Annotated in this window: 15 protein-coding genes and 1 rRNA gene; 12 read left to right on the top strand and 4 right to left on the bottom strand. The window is 39.3% G+C overall.

Translation table 11 applies throughout. The features are described 5' to 3' along the window. Positions 1 to 142: 142 nt before the first annotated feature. The 6 genes from rrf (at position 143) to rnd (ending at position 6,534) form a co-directional block, all read left to right on the top strand. A 5S ribosomal RNA gene (gene rrf, locus A9500_RS02540) occupies positions 143 to 258 on the top strand. A gap of 121 nt (positions 259 to 379) precedes the next feature. Next, complete coding sequence (locus tag A9500_RS02535; protein ID WP_065243780.1) at positions 380 to 2,302, top strand: ATP-dependent DNA helicase; 1,923 nt, start codon at positions 380 to 382, stop codon at positions 2,300 to 2,302. Between the two features lie 2 nt (positions 2,303 to 2,304). Further along, positions 2,305 to 3,015 carry a tRNA (adenosine(37)-N6)-threonylcarbamoyltransferase complex dimerization subunit type 1 TsaB gene (gene tsaB, locus A9500_RS02530; protein ID WP_065243779.1) on the top strand — a complete coding sequence of 237 codons (711 nt, stop codon included), beginning with the start codon at positions 2,305 to 2,307 and terminating at the stop codon, positions 3,013 to 3,015. Positions 3,016 to 3,035: 20 nt separating this feature from the next. Then, positions 3,036 to 3,578, top strand: coding sequence for a Slp family lipoprotein (locus A9500_RS02525; RefSeq protein WP_065243778.1), 543 nt, complete (start codon positions 3,036 to 3,038; stop codon positions 3,576 to 3,578). 46 nt (positions 3,579 to 3,624) lie between these two features. Continuing rightward, complete coding sequence (gene fadD, locus A9500_RS02520) at positions 3,625 to 5,313, top strand: long-chain-fatty-acid--CoA ligase FadD (protein ID WP_065243777.1); 1,689 nt, start codon at positions 3,625 to 3,627, stop codon at positions 5,311 to 5,313. A gap of 69 nt (positions 5,314 to 5,382) precedes the next feature. Then, the gene (gene rnd, locus A9500_RS02515; RefSeq protein ID WP_065243776.1) at positions 5,383 to 6,534 is read left to right on the top strand and encodes a ribonuclease D; all 1,152 of its coding nucleotides are present in this window, start codon (positions 5,383 to 5,385) and stop codon (positions 6,532 to 6,534) included. Positions 6,535 to 6,620: 86 nt separating this feature from the next. Here the strand turns inward: rnd and pta are convergent, their stop codons facing one another. Beyond that, positions 6,621 to 8,072 (bottom strand): phosphate acetyltransferase, encoded by a 1,452-nt coding sequence (gene pta / locus A9500_RS02510; protein WP_065243775.1) that lies wholly within the window; start codon positions 8,070 to 8,072, stop codon positions 6,621 to 6,623. Between the two features lie 64 nt (positions 8,073 to 8,136). Continuing rightward, positions 8,137 to 9,342 (bottom strand): acetate kinase, encoded by a 1,206-nt coding sequence (locus A9500_RS02505; protein ID WP_054420380.1) that lies wholly within the window; start codon positions 9,340 to 9,342, stop codon positions 8,137 to 8,139. A gap of 223 nt (positions 9,343 to 9,565) precedes the next feature. Here A9500_RS02505 and yfbV point away from each other — a divergent pair, with 223 nt between their 5' ends. From yfbV to purF, 3 genes are all read left to right on the top strand, one after another. Next, positions 9,566 to 10,012, top strand: a complete 447-nt coding sequence (gene yfbV, locus A9500_RS02500; RefSeq protein WP_054420379.1) for a terminus macrodomain insulation protein YfbV — start codon at positions 9,566 to 9,568, stop codon at positions 10,010 to 10,012. Between the two features lie 104 nt (positions 10,013 to 10,116). Further along, complete coding sequence (locus tag A9500_RS02495; protein ID WP_005696203.1) at positions 10,117 to 10,608, top strand: CvpA family protein; 492 nt, start codon at positions 10,117 to 10,119, stop codon at positions 10,606 to 10,608. Between the two features lie 14 nt (positions 10,609 to 10,622). Next, on the top strand, positions 10,623 to 12,140 hold the full coding sequence (gene purF / locus A9500_RS02490; protein ID WP_065243774.1) for an amidophosphoribosyltransferase: 1,518 nt from the start codon (positions 10,623 to 10,625) through the stop codon (positions 12,138 to 12,140). A gap of 125 nt (positions 12,141 to 12,265) precedes the next feature. On the opposite strand, the gene dacB is transcribed toward purF, so the two are convergent. Beyond that, positions 12,266 to 13,705, bottom strand: coding sequence for a serine-type D-Ala-D-Ala carboxypeptidase (gene dacB / locus A9500_RS02485; protein WP_065243773.1), 1,440 nt, complete (start codon positions 13,703 to 13,705; stop codon positions 12,266 to 12,268). Positions 13,706 to 13,857: 152 nt separating this feature from the next. Between dacB and greA the strand changes: the two genes are divergently transcribed. Next, a complete protein-coding gene (greA, locus tag A9500_RS02480) occupies positions 13,858 to 14,334 on the top strand; it encodes a transcription elongation factor GreA (protein ID WP_065243772.1) in 477 nt (158 codons plus the stop codon). A 30-nt stretch (positions 14,335 to 14,364) separates the two neighbouring features. Here greA and yhbY read toward each other — a convergent pair whose 3' ends face one another. After that, entirely contained in the window at positions 14,365 to 14,664 is a 300-nt protein-coding gene (gene yhbY, locus A9500_RS02475) for a ribosome assembly RNA-binding protein YhbY (RefSeq protein WP_065243771.1), read from the bottom strand. 152 nt (positions 14,665 to 14,816) lie between these two features. Here yhbY and rlmE point away from each other — a divergent pair, with 152 nt between their 5' ends. Then, the gene (rlmE, locus tag A9500_RS02470) at positions 14,817 to 15,449 is read left to right on the top strand and encodes a 23S rRNA (uridine(2552)-2'-O)-methyltransferase RlmE (protein WP_005697532.1); all 633 of its coding nucleotides are present in this window, start codon (positions 14,817 to 14,819) and stop codon (positions 15,447 to 15,449) included. 92 nt (positions 15,450 to 15,541) lie between these two features. After that, positions 15,542 to 17,440 carry an ATP-dependent zinc metalloprotease FtsH gene (ftsH, locus tag A9500_RS02465; RefSeq protein ID WP_065243770.1) on the top strand — a complete coding sequence of 633 codons (1,899 nt, stop codon included), beginning with the start codon at positions 15,542 to 15,544 and terminating at the stop codon, positions 17,438 to 17,440. Positions 17,441 to 17,527: the final 87 nt, after the last annotated feature.

Genomic DNA, 17,527 nt, shown 5'->3' with positions numbered 1-17,527 from the left:
CTCAAGGGTTTTGGGTGTTGGGAAGACGAAACAAACTCAGATAAGAAAGAGAAGAAGAAAGTTTTGAAGTGAATCAGCTTGTTTGGTTGTGAGCGCTAGAGATAGCGGAACAGAAAGAGAGAAAAGTTATTAAAGGAATAATCCTGGCGGCGATAGAGCGGTGGTCCCACCTGACCCCATACCGAACTCAGAAGTGAAACGCCGATGCGCCGATGGTAGTGTGGGGCTTCCCCATGTGAGAGTAAGACACCGCCAGGTACTGAATGTGAACCCCGAGCTGAAGAGCTTGGGGTTTTTGTTTTATATAAAATATTAGAATTCATATATAAATGAGTCTAATAATGATAAAATCTTCGCCTATTTCTAGATAGCAATAATTATGAAAAAACAGATAAGTAAGATCTTTTCCAGTGATGGCGAATTGAGTAAGAATATCAAAGGATTTAAGCCACGTGCAGAACAGCTCGAAATGGCTCAATCAGTAGGATATGCTATTCAAAATAAGCGACCGCTTGTTGTAGAAGCTGGAACAGGTACTGGAAAGACTTTTGCTTATTTAGCTCCGGCACTTATTGCAGGAAAGAAAACGATTATCTCAACCGGCTCTAAAAATCTACAAGATCAACTCTTTTCAAGAGATCTTCCTGCCATAAAAAAAGCCTTAAATTATTCTGGCAAAATTGCGTTATTGAAAGGGCGATCTAATTATTTATGTTTAGAGCGACTGGATCAAGTTATCGCTCAAGGTGTGCTTGGGGATAAATCTGTTTTAGCTGATTTAAGTAAAGTAAGAAAATGGAATAATGCGACGAAAACAGGTGATTTGACCGAATGTATTGAATTGGCTGAAGATAGCCCAATTTTGCCTCAATTGACGAGCACGGCAGAAAGTTGTTTAGGAACAGATTGTCCCAACTACACTGAATGTTATGTCGCACAAGCTCGTAAAAAAGCGCTAAATGCAGATCTTGTCGTAGTAAATCATCATCTTTTCTTTGCTGATATGTCGGTAAAAGAAAGTGGCTTTGGTGAGCTTATTCCCAATGCAGAAGTCATCATCTTTGACGAAGCACATCAACTTCCCGATATTGCAAGCCAGTACTTTGGCCAATCATTAACATCTCGCCAGCTATTTGATTTATGTAAAGATATCAATATTGTTTATCGAACAGAATTGAAAGATATGCCGCAGCTTGGCACAACTGCAGATACCTTGCTTAAAGTCATTCAGGATTTCCGTCTTCTTCTTGGTGAGGGAAATCAGCGAGGAAATTGGCGTGAGCTATTTAAGCAAAGTGCGGTCAAAAAATCGGTTGAATTATTGCAAGAAAAAATAGAGTTTCTTTCTGAAGTTATCAAGATTGCATTAGGTCGCTCTCAGACTTTAGATAGTATTTTTGAACGTACTGAAAGTATTAAAAATCAATTAATGCGTCTTTGTGATACGGCTATAGTCGGTTATTGCTACTGGTACGAAAGTATGGGGCGACAATTTGGTTTGCATATTACGCCACTCACTGTCGCAGATAAATTTGGCGAACAGCTAAATAATAAAGACGCAGCTTGGATTTTCACCTCAGCGACGCTTGAAGTCGGTGGCACTTTTAATCATTTCTGTCAGCGACTTGGAATTGAGGAGGCAGAACAAAAAATTCTTCACAGTCCTTTTGATTATCCTAATCAATCGATACTTTGCGTACCACGTTATTTACCAGCAACGAATCAAAATAATACGTTACAAGCTCTTGGTGAAATGTTATTGCCTATCATTGAAGCGAATAAAGGGCGATGCTTTGTGCTTTGTACTTCTTATTTAATGATGAGAGGCTTGGCAGAGTATTTTAGAGAAAAGAGTGAGCTTTCTATCTTATTACAAGGTGAAATGCCTAAAGCAAAATTACTCGAACAATTTATTCATGAAACCCATAGTGTACTGGTTGCAACCTCGAGCTTTTGGGAAGGTGTGGATGTCCGTGGTGATGCACTTTCCTTAGTCATTATTGATAAATTGCCTTTTACTGCACCAGATGAGCCTTTGCTAAAAGCACGTATTGAAGATTGTCGATTACAAGGTGGCGATCCATTTAATGATATACAGATCCCTGAAGCGGTTATTACGCTGAAACAAGGTGTAGGACGCCTAATTCGAGATATGACTGATCGTGGTGCGATAATTATTTGTGATAATCGTCTTGTTATGCGAAATTACGGTGAAACCTTTCTAAAAAGTTTACCTAATTCAACCCGTACCCGAGATCTCAACAAAGTGGTACAATTCTTACAAAATGAGAAAATGGATTAATAATGAAAAATATCACCTTATTAGCACTTGATACTTCAACAGAAGCCTGTTCAGTTGCACTTTGGCATAAAGGCGAAAAAACATATTTAGATGAATTAGCACAACGTACACACACAAAACGTATTCTTCCAATGATTGATGAGTTGCTTGTCAATTCAGGTATTAATTTGAAGCAAGTAGATGCGTTAGCATTTGGACGCGGTCCTGGTAGTTTTACTGGTGTTCGTGTCGGTGCAGGGATTACTCAAGGGCTTGCATTTGGTGCTGATTTACCTGTTATTGCGGTATCAAATTTAACAGCAATGGCTCAGGCTGCATTTGAATTACATCAAGCTGAAAATGTGGCAGCTGCCATTGATGCGAGAATGAATGAAGTTTATTTTTCTCAAGTAAAACGAGAAAAAGTGTGCTCAGAATTGGGTGAGTTTTTCCAATGGAATCCTGTTATAGAAGAACAAGTTTGCCAACCTGAAAAAGTGCTTGAACAGCTTTCAGATTTAACCGCCTATCGAGTCGGAACAGGTTGGGCCGCGTATCCTCAATTTAAAGAAAACGGTTTAGAAGGAGGTGATATTATTTTACCTTCTGCACAATATATACTTGATCTTGCTTTAACAGATTATGCGCATAATAAAATCATATCCGCCTTAGAAATTGAACCGGTTTATTTGCGTAATGAAGTAACTTGGAAAAAATTACCTGGGCGTGAATAATTTTCAAAAAGGAGTTGAAGATGAATAAAAAAACGATCTTAGTTTTGACCGCACTTTCGACCACATTAGTGGGATGTGTTAATGCACCAAAAGGGCTGGAAAAAGAGCAGTTTACTTTAAAATCATTATCTTCAATTCAGCAGAATGATTATAGCTGTCAGTGCAAATCAATTCGTTTAGGCGGAAAAGTATTAACAGCACAAGCCCAGCCGAATAAAACTAAAATTGAAGTCTTAAGCTATCCAGTTTACTCAACCTCTGCAAAACCCATGATTGATGAACAACCTAATGGACGTTTCATTACTTATCTTGATGGTTTTGTTGAGCCTGAAAGTTTAAAAGATCAATTTATTACAATTGGCGGCACCTTACTGAAAACAGAACAAGGCAAGGTTGATCAGGCAAGCTACACTTACCCTGTAATTCAAACCAATCATTATCGTGTCTGGAAGCTTTCTCAAAGCTATTATTATCCAGACGATATGTGGGATGATTGGGGCTTTTGGGGGCGACGACCATATTATTGGTATGGCGAGCCTGAAATTCGCTATTATCTCTATTAACTAAATGATAAAATTAAGAAAATTTCCCAAAGAATAAGGATAAAAAATGGAAAAAGTTTGGTTTCAAAATTATCCAGAAGGTTCACCCACCACGCTGGATACCTCAAAATATGATTCGATTCTCGATATTTTAGATAAAGCAATTCGTGAGCATCCAGACCGTCCTGCTTATATCAATATGGGACAAGTGCTAACTTTTCGTAAATTAGAAGAGCGAAGCCGTGCATTTGCTGCATATTTACAAAATGAATTGAAATTAAAACGAGGTGATCGTGTTGCTCTCATGATGCCGAATTTATTGCAATATCCTATTGCGCTTTTCGGTATCTTACGTGCGGGCTTAGTTGTGGTAAACGTGAATCCACTTTATACCCCTCGAGAATTAGAACATCAGTTACAAGATAGCGGTGCAACGGCGATTGTTGTTGTTTCAAACTTCGCTTCAACCTTGGAAAAAATCGTGTTTAATACTAAAGTAAAACATGTAATTTTGACAAGAATGGGTGATCAGCTTTCTTTTGGTAAGCGTAATTTGGTCAATTTTGTCGTGAAATACGTCAAAAAGTTAGTGCCAAAATATAAATTACCGAATGCTGTCACTTTCCGTGAAGTATTGAGTATTGGTAAATTTCGTCAATATGTTCGTCCACAAGTGGATCGTGAAGATCTAGCCTTCTTACAATATACAGGTGGAACGACCGGTGTTGCTAAGGGCGCAATGCTGACACATGGCAATATTATTACCAATATTTTCCAAGCGAAGTGGATTGCAGAGCCATTTATTGGCGATCATGCTAAGCAACGCGTTGCCGTACTGGCTTTACCGCTTTATCATGTTTTTGCCTTAACGGTAAACTGTTTACTTTTCTTAGAGCTTGGCGTGACAGCGCTCTTAATTACGAACCCACGTGATATTGATGGCTTTGTTAAAGAGCTCAAAAAATACCGTTTTGAAGCGATTACTGGGGTGAATACCTTGTTTAATGCGCTACTTAATAATGAAAATTTCAAAGAAGTAGATTTTTCACGATTAAAACTTTCTGTTGGTGGCGGTATGGCGATCCAACAATCAGTCGCAACGCGTTGGCATGGTTTAACTGGCTGTAACATCATTGAGGGTTATGGCATGACAGAATGTTCACCGCTAATTGCCGCTTGTCCGATTAATGTGGTGAAACACAATGGTACAATCGGTGTACCAGTGCCAAATACCGATATTAAAATTATCAAAGATGATGGCTCGGAAGCACAACTTGGTGAAGCTGGAGAGCTTTGGGTTAAAGGTGAACAAGTTATGCGTGGCTATTGGCAACGTCCTGAAGCGACTGCTGAAGTGCTTCAAGATGGTTGGATGGCAACGGGTGATATCGTCATTATGGACGAGAGCTATAGCCTCCGTATTGTTGATCGCAAAAAAGACATGATCTTAGTTTCAGGCTTCAACGTTTATCCAAATGAAATCGAAGATGTGGTGATGCTAAATTATAAAGTTGCTGAAGTGGTCGCTATTGGTGTGCCACATGAAGTATCGGGAGAAACCATCAAAATCTTCGTCGTGAAGAAAGATGATAGCCTCACGCGTGATGAATTACGCCAACATTGCAGACAACATCTCACGGGTTATAAAGTCCCGAAAAATATTGAGTTTCGGGATGAATTACCGAAAAGTAATGTAGGCAAAATTTTACGACGCATACTGCGTGATGAAGAAATAGCAAAACACGCGCAACATTAATTAAATCAGGGATATGTGTTCATATCCCTGTTTAGTCTGTACCTCTATTTGAAAATACATCCTATTACAATGATAAAAGAATGCCAAAATCAACCGCACTTTACATTAATTCAAAATAATGAAGAGCTTGCTCAGGTTTGTCAGTTAGCGCGTCAGCAAAGTGCGGTCGCTTTAGATACCGAATTTATGCGGGTATCGACCTATTATCCTAAATTAGGATTAATTCAACTTTATGATGGTGATCGTGTTTCATTGATCGATCCTTTATCCATTACTGATTTTTCACCTTTTGTGGAATTATTACGCGATCAGCAGGTGACAAAAATTTTGCATGCTTGTAATGAAGATTTATTGGTTTTTTTGCAAGAGTTTGATGCACTTCCACAACCTATGATGGATACGCAAATTATGGCACGTTTTCTAGGTTTTGCTAATTCAGCGGGCCTAGCCAAATTGGTGTTACATTATTTGGGCGTTGAAATGGATAAAGGGGCAACACGTACAAACTGGCTAAAACGTCCACTTTCCCCTGTACAGCTACAATATGCCGTAGGGGATGTATGGTATTTATTGCCAGTCTATCAAAAAATGCAAATAGAATTAGCACAATCACCTTGGCTCCAAGCGGTAATTGATGATTGCCAGCTTGCGATCTCTAAAACCAGTAAATTAGACGATCGCGATCCAAACAAAGCCTATTTAGAGATTCCGAATGTTTGGAAATTGAATCCGCTCGAATTAGCGCGTTTACAGCTATTAGCCAAATGGCGACAAGAAACTGCAATGGCACGAAATTTAGCCCTTTCTTATGTGGTTAAATCAGACAACCTTTGGAAAGTGGCAAAAAACAATCCTCGCAATACATCAGAAATGTTAGCGCTTGGCTTATCTGAAAATGAAGTCCGTGTGCGTGGCAAAAAAATGCTTCAATTGCTAGCACAAAGCCGCCGAATTTCACCTTATGATTACCCTAAGCGTTTAGTTCGTATTGTGGACGATCCTCGTTATAAAAAGGCAATTCGATTGTTACAAGAAAAAGCTTATGAACTGACCCCAAAAGGATTAACCCACGATGTTCTGGCAAGTAAACGAAATTTAGAAGATCTCATTAAATGGGTTTGGTTAAAAAATGAAGATGCGGGAAAACAACCTGATCTGCTTTTAGGATGGAGAAGAGAAATTGGATTGAAGCTAGTTGAATACTTAAAATCTGTAGAGTAGTTATTAAAAAAAGCCTAAAAATAACCGCACTTTGAATCATCAAAAGTGCGGTTATTTTCTTTAGTGTTTTACAACAAAGGCTTTGATTAAGCTTGTGTTGCTTGGATCGCAGTTAATGCGATGGTGTAGATGATATCATCCACTAATGCACCACGAGATAAGTCATTAACCGGTTTACGCATACCTTGAAGCATTGGACCTACAGCGACTAAATCTGCAGAACGTTGTACCGCTTTATAGCCGATGTTACCTGCGTTGATATCAGGGAATACAAATACGTTTGCTTGACCTGCCACTTTAGAGTTTGGCGCTTTAGAAGCAGCCACATCTTTCATTACAGCTGCATCGTATTGTAATGGACCGTCGATTAATAAATCAGGACGTTTTTCTTGTGCAATACGCGTTGCATCTTTCACTTTCTCTACAGATTGGCCTGAGCCAGAAGTACCGGTTGAGTAAGAAAGCATTGCGACTTTCGGATTTAAACCAAATGCTTTTGCCGATTCAGCAGATTGAATTGCGATTTCAGCTAGTTGTTCAGCGGTTGGTTCTGGGTTTACTGCACAGTCACCATACACTAATACTTGGTCTGGTAGTAACATGAAGAATACAGACGAGATAATTGAGCTACCTGGTGCTGTTTTGATGATTTGCATCGGTGGACGAATGGTATTTGCAGTGGTGTGAACGGCACCAGAGACTAAACCATCTACTTCACCCGCTTCTAACATCATAGTTCCTAATACAACGGTGTCTTCTAATTGCGCACGCGCTTGTTCTTCCGTTAAACCTTTAGATTTGCGTAATTCAACTAAACGAGCAACGTAGTTTTCTCGTACGTCAGCTGGATTGATGATCGTTACATCAGCACCTAAAGTCACGCTTTGTTCTGCAGCAACTTTTTTCACTGATTCAGGATCCGCTAATAATACAGATTTTGCGATACCACGTTCAGCACAGATTGCTGCCGCTTTAACAGTACGAGGTTCATCACCTTCTGGTAATACGATGGTTTTACCTGCTTTGCGTGCTAAATCAGTTAATTTGAAACGGAATGCCGCTGGAGAAATACGTGCTTCACGAGCAAGTGGTGCAGAGATTGCATTCGCTAATGCTTGAGCATCTAAGGTTTTTATTTTGCCTGCTTGTGCACCAAATACACCTAAGATTTCAGAGTTGTTCACTCCGCCAAATTCTGAAGCAACGGCTTCTACTAATGTGCCTTCTTCATTGTTTGCCACTAAGATAATTTGTGCATCTAAGGTTTGTGCAATCGCGAAGTTTAAGCTATTTGCAAAAGGCGCTTGAACTGAAGGTTGAACACCTTTAACAACCACTAAATTTGCATTTAATGCTTGGAAATCAGCAACGATTTTTTCTAATAACACGTCTTTTTGATTATTTGCGATTAATGCTTGAGCGGCTTTTACATCTTCGACTGCATTGAATATGACAGCGCCTGTTGTTTTAGCTGCGTCTAATGCTGCCGCTAAATTTGCTTCTGCGCTAGTTGGAATAAGAATAACTGCTTTAGTCATTTTGATATACCTTTTAATGAATGAAAAAACCTGCTGATTTCTCAGCAGGTTTGAAGAAAGTTGATTAGCCCGCTAAACGTGCTGTATCTTGTGCAATTACTAATTCTTCGTTAGTTGGAAGAACGATTGCTTTGAATGCAGAGTCATCAGCAGTGATTACGCCTGATTTGCCAAAGCGAGCAGCAAGGTTACGTTCTTGGTCTAATTTGATACCAAATAATTTTAAGTGGCCTAATGCTAATTCACGAACGTGAGCTGAGTTTTCACCAATACCACCCGTAAATGCGATCGCATCTAAGTGATCATCACCTAAAACGGCCATGTATGCACCGATGTATTTTGCTAAACGGTAGCTGTAAACATCTAATGCACGTTTTGCTTCTGGTTTAGATGTGTCGTCGTAGTTATCTTCTGCATAACGACAGTCGCTCGTTACTTCAGTTAAACCTAAAAGACCTGATTTTTTCACTAAAGTTTCTTCGATTTGATCCATTGACATACCTAAGTTTTTATATAGGTAGAAAACGATCGCAGGGTCGATGTCACCACAACGTGTACCCATGACTAAACCTTCTAACGGGGTTAAACCCATAGATGTGTCGATACATTTACCGTTACGAACAACAGAAACAGAACCACCGTTACCTAAGTGACAGATGATTGCATTTACTTGGTCTGCGGGTTTGCCTACGTATTCAGCGACTTCACGAGAAACGAAGTAGTGGCTGGTACCGTGTGCACCGTAGCGACGTACGCCATGTTCTTTGTAAAGTGAGTATGGAAGTGCATATAGATATGCTTCTTCTGGCATGGTTTGGTGGAATGCTGTATCAAATACTACAACGTTCTTATCTTTTAAGTGTGGGAATGTTTTAAATGCTTCACGGATACCGATTAAGTGAGCAGGGTTGTGAAGTGGTGCAAATTGTGCCGCATCTTCAATACCTTTAACCACTTCATCTGTTACAACAACAGATTGGGTGTATTTCTCACCACCGTGAACGATACGGTGACCAATCGAGGTGATAGAGTTTTTAAGCTCATCAGTCATAATGTTTGATGCGATGAAGTTAAGTGCTTCAGTGTGCGCTGCACCAGCACCTAAATCTGCGCTACCTTTTTCACCGTTAAGTTTCCATTTAATACGAGCTTCAGGAAGATAAAATGCTTCTGCTAAGCCTGATAATTTTTCTTCACCTGTTGCAGGATCAAGGATTGCAAATTTTAATGAAGAACTACCACAGTTAAGGATGAGAACAAGTTTTGACATAGGAACCCTATTTTTGATTGAGGTTAATAAAAATCCATTCAAAAGAACGGAGTATAAATCTTATATATAGAATACACCTTTTAGCGTATAAAATAAATTAACTGGAGGGTAAAAATACGATCTTTTATTAGAAAAGTTGAAAATTTCAACAATTTCTAGTCAGGGATGACAATTAAACCTAAACTAGAGTATTATAAGCGCAGTTATTTTCAAGGATGTTTTCATGTCATCATTTTTTTCAACCTTAAAACAAGGGCAAGTTTATTTGCAAACGTGGCCATTAGAAGCGAAGCTCGGCATGATTTTTCCCGAAAATCGCATTATTAAAGCCACAAAATTTGCACAAAAATTTATGCCTTTTATGGCAGTATTTGCGGTGGTTTGGCAGCAACTTTATGCCAAAGCAGATCTTACTGCATTTTCGCTTGCTATTTTGACCGCACTTTGTGCGTTAGCGATGCCATTTCAAGGTTTATATTGGTTGGGGAAACGAGCAAAATCACCCTTAGAACCGCAAAGTTCTCAGTGGTTTTATGAGATTAGTGAACGTTTGAGAAAACAACATGAAAGTTTGCCAACTGTGCAAGATAAACCGACATATCAGCACTTGGCAGAAGTATTACGAAAGGCACAGCAAAAATTAGATAAAGCATTTTGGCAAGAAATCTAGCAAATTGCTTCAAATTTAATTGACGCAAACGTTTTCCTTTTATGTTTTTTTATGTAAAATATTGCGGTCGCAATGGCGACCCTTTTTAATTGAGAGACTATTTAATGATTGATTATATTATCATTGGCATCATCGCATTTTCGATTATCGTGAGTTTATTACGTGGGTTTGTGCGAGAGGTGATGTCCCTTGCAAGTTGGGTCGTTGCATTTATTGTCGCTAGCCAATTTTATCCTTATCTTGCCACTTATCTCACTCAAATCGAATCTGACTACGTGCGTAACGGCACCGCAATCGGCATTTTATTTGTTTTAACCTTAATCGTAGGTGGCATTGTTAATTATGTGATTAGCCAATTAGTGGATAAAACAGGACTTACCGGAACAGATCGTGTTCTCGGTGCGGCATTTGGCTTAATTCGTGGCGCGTTAATCGTTGCTGCGATCTTATTTTTCTTGGATACCTTCACTAACTTTGAACAAACCGATTGGTGGAAAGAATCAAAATTAATTCCTCATTTCGGCTTCATTATTGAATGGTTCTTCCAACAACTACAAGCAAGTTCTAGTTTTTTAAACTCAACTTTTAAACAATAAGGTAGTCAATCAGTATGTGTGGAATTGTCGGTATCGTTAGCCAAAATCCGGTTAATGAATCCATTTATGCAGCATTAACGTTATTACAGCATCGAGGTCAAGATGCGGCGGGGATTGTCACAATAGATGATGAAAACCGCTTTCGTTTGCGTAAGGCTAATGGTCTTGTAAGCGATGTATTCAGACAAGAACATATGTTACGTTTACAAGGTCATGCAGGCCTCGGACATGTACGTTATCCAACAGCCGGCAGTTCAAGTGTATCTGAAGCTCAGCCTTTCTATGTTAACTCACCTTGTGGTTTAACCCTCGTTCACAATGGCAACTTAACCAACTCAACCGAATTAAAAGATAAATTATTTAAAGAAGCGCGTCGTCATATAAATACCAATTCGGATTCAGAACTTCTTCTCAATATTCTTGCTAATCATTTGGATAGAGTGAATAAATACCACCTCGATCCGCAAGATATTTTTAATGCAATTCGTGCGACACACAAAGATATTCGTGGTGCTTACGCATGCTTAGCCATGATTATTGGACATGGCATGGTAGCATTTCGCGATCCGTTTGGTATTCGTCCACTCGTGTTAGGTAAACGAGAAGAAAATGGTTCTGTGGAATATATGTTTGCTTCTGAAAGTGTCGCGTTAGACGTAGCTGGTTTTGAATTTGTACGAGATGTTGCGCCTGGTGAAGCTATTTATGTGACCTTTGATGGCAAGCTCTATGCCGAGCAATGTGCTGAAAGTGCGGTCTTAAATCCGTGTATTTTTGAATATGTGTATTTTGCTCGCCCAGATTCGACGATAGATGGTGTGTCTGTTTATGCGGCACGTGTTCACATGGGCGAATATTTAGGTAAAAAAATTGCAAAAGAATGGGCTGATGAAGTAGACAACATTGATGTAGTGATTCCTGTACCTGAAACTTCAACGGATATAGCGTTACAGATTGCAAAAATTTTAGACAAACCTTATCGTCAAGGCTTTGTTAAAAACCGCTATGTTGGCCGTACGTTTATTATGCCTGGGCAAGCACAACGTATTAGCTCAGTTCGCCGTAAGCTCAATACGATTAAAGCTGAATTTAAAGATAAAAATGTATTGTTGGTTGATGATTCCATTGTTCGTGGAACAACATCAGAACAAATTGTATGTATGGCTCGCGCTGCGGGCGCAAAGAAAATTTACTTTGCGTCAGCTGCACCAGAAATTCGTTATCCGAATGTGTATGGCATTGATATGCCAACAAAACAAGAGCTTATTGCCTGCGGTCGTAGTGTCGAAGAAATTGCAGAATTAATTGGTGTGGACAAATTGATCTTCCAAGATCTTGAAGCGTTAACAGAATCCGTTCGTCAAGAAAACCCTGCGATTAAAGGTTTTGATTGCTCAGTATTTACTGGGGAATATATTACAGGCGATATCACGCCAGAATATCTCGATAACATCGCTTCTCAACGTAACGATTCAGCAAAGAAAAAACGTGAAAAAGATGCGAGTAATCTCGAAATCCATAATGAAGGATAAAACAGTCTAAAAGTATAAAGCGCCAAATTCGATGAAGAGTTTGGTGCTTTTTCTTTTTAATTTAAAATGAAGAAAAAAATAACCGCACTTAGTATATTTGAAGTGCGGTTATTTTTTTATGTGTTTTAGTCTTTATAAAAATCGTTATAAAGTGTACTTTCAAACTGCACAAGTGGAGCGCGTTTCGTTTTACTTTCTAAATCACCAGTGGAGTAACCATTGATAAATTGAACAAAAGCCACTTTTTCACCTCGCGCATTGGTCATAAAACCGGCAAGGTTATAAACCCCTTTTAATGAGCCTGTTTTCGCAATGACATTTTTAACCAATGGTGGATTAATTAAGCCACCGCGTCCGCTGATGGTTCCATCTACACCTGCAATCGGGAAAGTTTCCATTAAATGCAGTGTATCTTCATTTTTAGCGATGTACTCTAAAACAGAAAGCATAGTTTTTGGCGCAACTAAATTGTGACGAGAAAGGCCAGAACCATCTGCTAAAATGCTGTTGCCAAATTTAATGCCTTGTTTTTGTAATACTGATTTAACCGCCAATGTACCTAATTGGAATGAAGCCGGGCGTTTATAGTAATTGTAGGCTACCGCTCTAAATAAAGCATCTGCAATTTGGTTATCTGATTTTTTCATCATTTTTTTCAATAACTCAGGCAGTGGTTTAGATAAATGTTGTGCAAGTTTTTGCCCTTGCTGTGGTTTTTGAGGCTGTTTCACTTTACCTGTAAATTCGATGCCAAGACGTTTTAGTTGACGTTGAATAATAGCAGCCGCATAGGCATCTGGATCTTGTACTGCAAAACTGAGACCAAAAGGTTTTGTTTGACGAGCAATACAGCCTTTAACTTGATAGCGATTATTGTCATGAACCACCACATCTAACTGGCAATAACCGGCTTCTTGTTGATCTGCAATATATACTTGTCCGAAAACTTGAATCGGGAATTGTGCAGGAACGTTAATTTTTACGGTTTCACCCACTGGCTGATTTGCATCCAGCTCTGCATAGAAACAGTTATTATCGATATTTGCCGCTGCAGGAGGAGAGTTAAAGCACATAGTGAGATCGTTCCAAATCCAACCCAATCCTCGGTCATGGCTTGCAAAGACAGAGGTATCTAACACGAGATCGCCATTAATCTTCTGAATACCTTGATTTTTTAAATTAGCGAGTAGGGTATAAAGTTGTCCACTGGTGAGATCGGGGTCGCCAGTAAATTGCACAACAAGATCGCCTTCTAAGGTATTATTCTGAATTTTTCCGTTACTTAAAAGTGAAGTCTCAAACTGGAAAGCATCGCCCAATACCAATTTAGCCGCTACAGCGGTAAAGACTTTTTGCGTACTGGCTGGCAACATAAAGGTTGAACCATTGTAATCGGCGATAATTTGATCTTTATTGAGGTTTTTGGCAATGATACTGGCAGAGGCACCTTCCGGTAAGTATTGGGTGATAGAAGCCACATTAACTTCAGCCATAGAGGAAAAAGAAAAGCCGAGTGTGATAAATGCCGCTTTAAGTGCGGTCGAAATAGAAGATTTTTTAGTCATTTTTAGTTCTGTTATGGTTGCTATTTTTCTCAAGACGAATAATAATAAGCTCCGAACTCAATAGAGTAAATCATTTTTTATTTTTCATTGACTGCGGCAAGGTTGCAAGACGTTGTTGTGGTTTTGTTTTTACCAAATTTCAAGGAAAAAGAATGAAACAAATTCCAATGACCGTGCGCGGTGCAGAGCTATTGCGAGAAGAATTAGATTTCTTAAAAAATGAGCGTCGCCCTGAAATTATTAAGGCGATTGCTGAAGCACGTGAACATGGCGATTTAAAAGAAAATGCAGAATATCACGCTGCACGTGAGCAACAAGGTTTTTGCGAGGGACGTATTCAAGAAATTGAAGGCAAACTTGCAAATTGTCAGATTATTGATGTCACTAAATTACCTAATAACGGTAAAGTTATTTTTGGTGCCACAGTTGTATTAGTGAATACCAATACCGATGAAGAAGTGACTTACCAAATCGTAGGTGATGATGAAGCAGATATTAAATCAGGTTTGATCTCTGTGAACTCACCGATTGCCCGTGGTTTGATAGGTAAAGAGTTAGATGATACCGTGAACATTACTACACCAGGTGGAACGGTTGAATTTGAAATTATTGAAGTGAATTACATCTAAAAAATATCCCCTCAATGGAGGGGATAATAATTATTTACGAGGAAGCTGAATTTTGCCTTCTTCGCTTGGTCGATAAAGAACTAAAATATGACCGATAGTTTGAACGTTAGATGATTTGGTTTCGCGCACGATAGCATCAATGATCAGTTGTTTGGTTTCGCGATCTGCGCCAGCAATTTTCACTTTAATGAGTTCGTGATGATTTAATGCGTTATCGATTTCAGCTAATACACCTTCAGTTAAGCCGTTACCGCCAAGCATCACGACTGGGCTCAGGTGATGAGCAAGCCCTTTTAAAAATTGTTTTTGTTTTGTTGATAAGGTTGTCATAAGAATCCTTTAAATAAAAATGAATCACCCAAAAGAGCGGTCAGAAAAATGTGGTTTTTCAGCACTTTTGGGTAAGTCTAGCCTTGAATTTGGCAGATTGTACCCAAATATAGACGAAACTACTACAAAAAATAGTACAAAAGATAGAGATTATGGGAAAGAAAAAACGTTCGGCGAGTTCATCTCGTTGGTTAAACGAACATTTTAAAGATCCGTTTGTTCAGAAAGCACATAAGCAAAAATTACGTTCTCGTGCTTACTTTAAATTAGATGAGATTCAACAAACGGATAAATTATTTAAACCAGGAATGACCGTAGTGGATCTCGGTGCGGCGCCTGGTGGCTGGTCACAATATGTCGTGAGTCAAATCGGCGGAAAGGGAAGAGTCATTGCTTGTGATATTCTGGATATGAATCCAATTGTCGGCGTTGATTTTTTACAAGGCGATTTCCGTGATGAAAATGTGCTAAATGCATTATTAGAACGTGTTGGGGAAGCTAAAGTTGATGTAGTCATGTCTGATATGGCGCCCAATTTTAGCGGTATGCCATCGGTTGATATTCCTCGCGCAATGTATTTGGTAGAGCTAGCCTTAGATATGTGTAAGCAAGTTTTGGCAAAAAAAGGCAGTTTTGTGGTCAAAGTATTCCAGGGGGAAGGCTTTGATGAATATTTACGTGAAATTCGTTCACTCTTTAGTGTGGTAAAAGTACGTAAGCCGGAAGCCTCTCGTGGGCGTTCGCGAGAAGTTTATATTGTAGCAAGTGGTTATAAAGGCGAATAATTGCTTTGATAGCTTTTCATTGTGTCACGGATGAGATAGTATCTCTTTTTATTTTAATTAACTTAAGAAAGGCAGGTTAAACCTTGAACGATATGGTCAAAAATCTAGTTCTATGGGTTGTGGTTGCAGTTGTCATGATGACGGCTTACCAAAGTTTTAACTCCAATGGCGTGAGTGACTCAACAGATTACACAACCTTTGTGTATGATGTGAGTAATAGTCAAGTGAAAGAAGCGCGTTTTGATGCGAATGAAATCACTGTGACCAAAAATGACGGTTCTAAATATATGACCGTTATGCCACCGTTGGAAGATAAAAAACTCTTAGATGACTTATTAAATAAAAAAGTCAAAATCGAAGGTACGCCTTTTGAAAAACGTAGTTTACTATCACAAATTTTGATTTCGTGGTTCCCGATGCTATTCCTTGTTGGGGTATGGGTTTTCTTCATGCGCCAAATGCAAGGTGGTGGCGGCAAAGCCATGAGCTTTGGTAAAAGCCGCGCTAAAATGCTGAACCAAGACCAAATCAAAGTCACTTTTGCAGATGTCGCAGGTTGTGATGAAGCAAAAGAAGAAGTGGGTGAAGTGGTCGATTTCTTGCGTGAACCGAAAAAATTCCAAAACCTTGGCGGTAAAATTCCAAAAGGGATTTTGATGGTTGGTCCTCCAGGTACAGGTAAAACTTTATTAGCTAAGGCTATTGCAGGTGAAGCAAAAGTACCTTTCTTTACCATTTCAGGTTCTGACTTTGTGGAGATGTTTGTGGGTGTTGGTGCTTCTCGTGTACGTGATATGTTCGAGCAAGCAAAGAAAAATGCACCATGCTTAATCTTTATTGATGAAATTGATGCGGTAGGTCGCCAACGTGGTGCAGGCTTAGGTGGTGGGCACGATGAGCGTGAACAAACCCTTAACCAAATGTTAGTTGAAATGGATGGTTTCGGTGGTAACGAAGGTGTAATCGTTATTGCAGCAACGAACCGTCCAGATGTACTTGACCCAGCATTAACTCGTCCAGGCCGTTTTGACCGTCAAGTTGTTGTGGGTTTACCTGATGTGAAAGGTCGTGAGCAAATTTTAAAAGTTCACATGCGTAAAGTCCCTGTGGCTGATGATGTTGATGCGATGACACTTGCTCGAGGTACACCAGGTTATTCAGGTGCGGATTTAGCGAACTTGGTTAATGAAGCGGCATTATTTGCTGCTCGTAGCAATAAACGCACTGTATCGATGCTTGAGTTTGAAAAAGCAAAAGATAAGATCAATATGGGACCAGAACGTCGTACCATGATCATGACGGATAAACAAAAAGAATCAACAGCGTACCATGAAGCAGGTCACGCCATTGTGGGTTACTTAGTGCCTGAGCATGATCCTGTACATAAAGTCACGATTATCCCTCGTGGCCGCGCATTAGGTGTGACTTTCTTCTTGCCTGAAGGTGATCAAATTAGTATCAGCCAAAAACAATTAGAAAGTAAGCTTTCAACACTTTATGCAGGGCGTTTAGCAGAAGATTTGATTTACGGTGAGGAAAATATTTCTACCGGTGCATCTAACGATATTAAAGTGGCAACCAATATTGCACGTAATATGGTGACCCAATGGGGCTTCTCAGATAAACTCGGTCCGATTCTTTATACCGAAGATGAAGGCGAAGTGTTCTTAGGTCGCTCAATGGCGAAAGCAAAACATATGTCTGACGAAACGGCGCATGCGATTGATGAAGAAGTTCGTGCGATTGTAAATCGTAACTATGCGAGAGCTAGACAGATTTTGATCGACAATATGGATATTCTTCATGCTATGAAAGATGCGTTAGTGAAATATGAAACCATTGAAGAAGAACAAATCAAGCAGCTAATGAATCGTGAACCTGTTACCCCGCCATCTGGTTGGGAAGATAACAAAGACACGAGCCCGAAAGTTAAGCCGCAAGAAGAAACCACTGAAAGTGCGGTTAATCATTCAGAAGATCCTGAAGCATAAAATTAAAGTCTTCCTAATTTGGAAGGCTTTTTATTTATTATTTCATTCTTTTCATTACTATATTCCGTTATAATCTAACCTTTCAAA

It is taken from the genome of Haemophilus sp. CCUG 60358, assembly GCF_001679485.1.
GTDB lineage: Bacteria > Pseudomonadota > Gammaproteobacteria > Enterobacterales > Pasteurellaceae > Haemophilus_D.
This window is presented reverse-complemented; position numbering and strand designations above follow the sequence as displayed.

Excerpts from the sequence above, each read along its gene's own strand:
- A9500_RS02535 (WP_065243780.1), top strand. The coding sequence starts at position 380 with ATGAAAAAACAGATAAGTAAGATCTTTTCCAGTGATGGCGAATTGAGT.
- tsaB (WP_065243779.1), top strand. The coding sequence starts at position 2,305 with ATGAAAAATATCACCTTATTAGCACTTGATACTTCAACAGAAGCCTGT.
- A9500_RS02525 (WP_065243778.1), top strand. The coding sequence starts at position 3,036 with ATGAATAAAAAAACGATCTTAGTTTTGACCGCACTTTCGACCACATTA.
- fadD (WP_065243777.1), top strand. The coding sequence starts at position 3,625 with ATGGAAAAAGTTTGGTTTCAAAATTATCCAGAAGGTTCACCCACCACG.
- rnd (WP_065243776.1), top strand. The coding sequence starts at position 5,383 with ATGATAAAAGAATGCCAAAATCAACCGCACTTTACATTAATTCAAAAT.
- pta (WP_065243775.1), bottom strand. The coding sequence starts at position 8,072 with ATGACTAAAGCAGTTATTCTTATTCCAACTAGCGCAGAAGCAAATTTA.
- A9500_RS02505 (WP_054420380.1), bottom strand. The coding sequence starts at position 9,342 with ATGTCAAAACTTGTTCTCATCCTTAACTGTGGTAGTTCTTCATTAAAA.
- yfbV (WP_054420379.1), top strand. The coding sequence starts at position 9,566 with ATGTCATCATTTTTTTCAACCTTAAAACAAGGGCAAGTTTATTTGCAA.
- A9500_RS02495 (WP_005696203.1), top strand. The coding sequence starts at position 10,117 with ATGATTGATTATATTATCATTGGCATCATCGCATTTTCGATTATCGTG.
- purF (WP_065243774.1), top strand. The coding sequence starts at position 10,623 with ATGTGTGGAATTGTCGGTATCGTTAGCCAAAATCCGGTTAATGAATCC.
- dacB (WP_065243773.1), bottom strand. The coding sequence starts at position 13,705 with ATGACTAAAAAATCTTCTATTTCGACCGCACTTAAAGCGGCATTTATC.
- greA (WP_065243772.1), top strand. The coding sequence starts at position 13,858 with ATGAAACAAATTCCAATGACCGTGCGCGGTGCAGAGCTATTGCGAGAA.
- yhbY (WP_065243771.1), bottom strand. The coding sequence starts at position 14,664 with ATGACAACCTTATCAACAAAACAAAAACAATTTTTAAAAGGGCTTGCT.
- rlmE (WP_005697532.1), top strand. The coding sequence starts at position 14,817 with ATGGGAAAGAAAAAACGTTCGGCGAGTTCATCTCGTTGGTTAAACGAA.
- ftsH (WP_065243770.1), top strand. The coding sequence starts at position 15,542 with ATGGTCAAAAATCTAGTTCTATGGGTTGTGGTTGCAGTTGTCATGATG.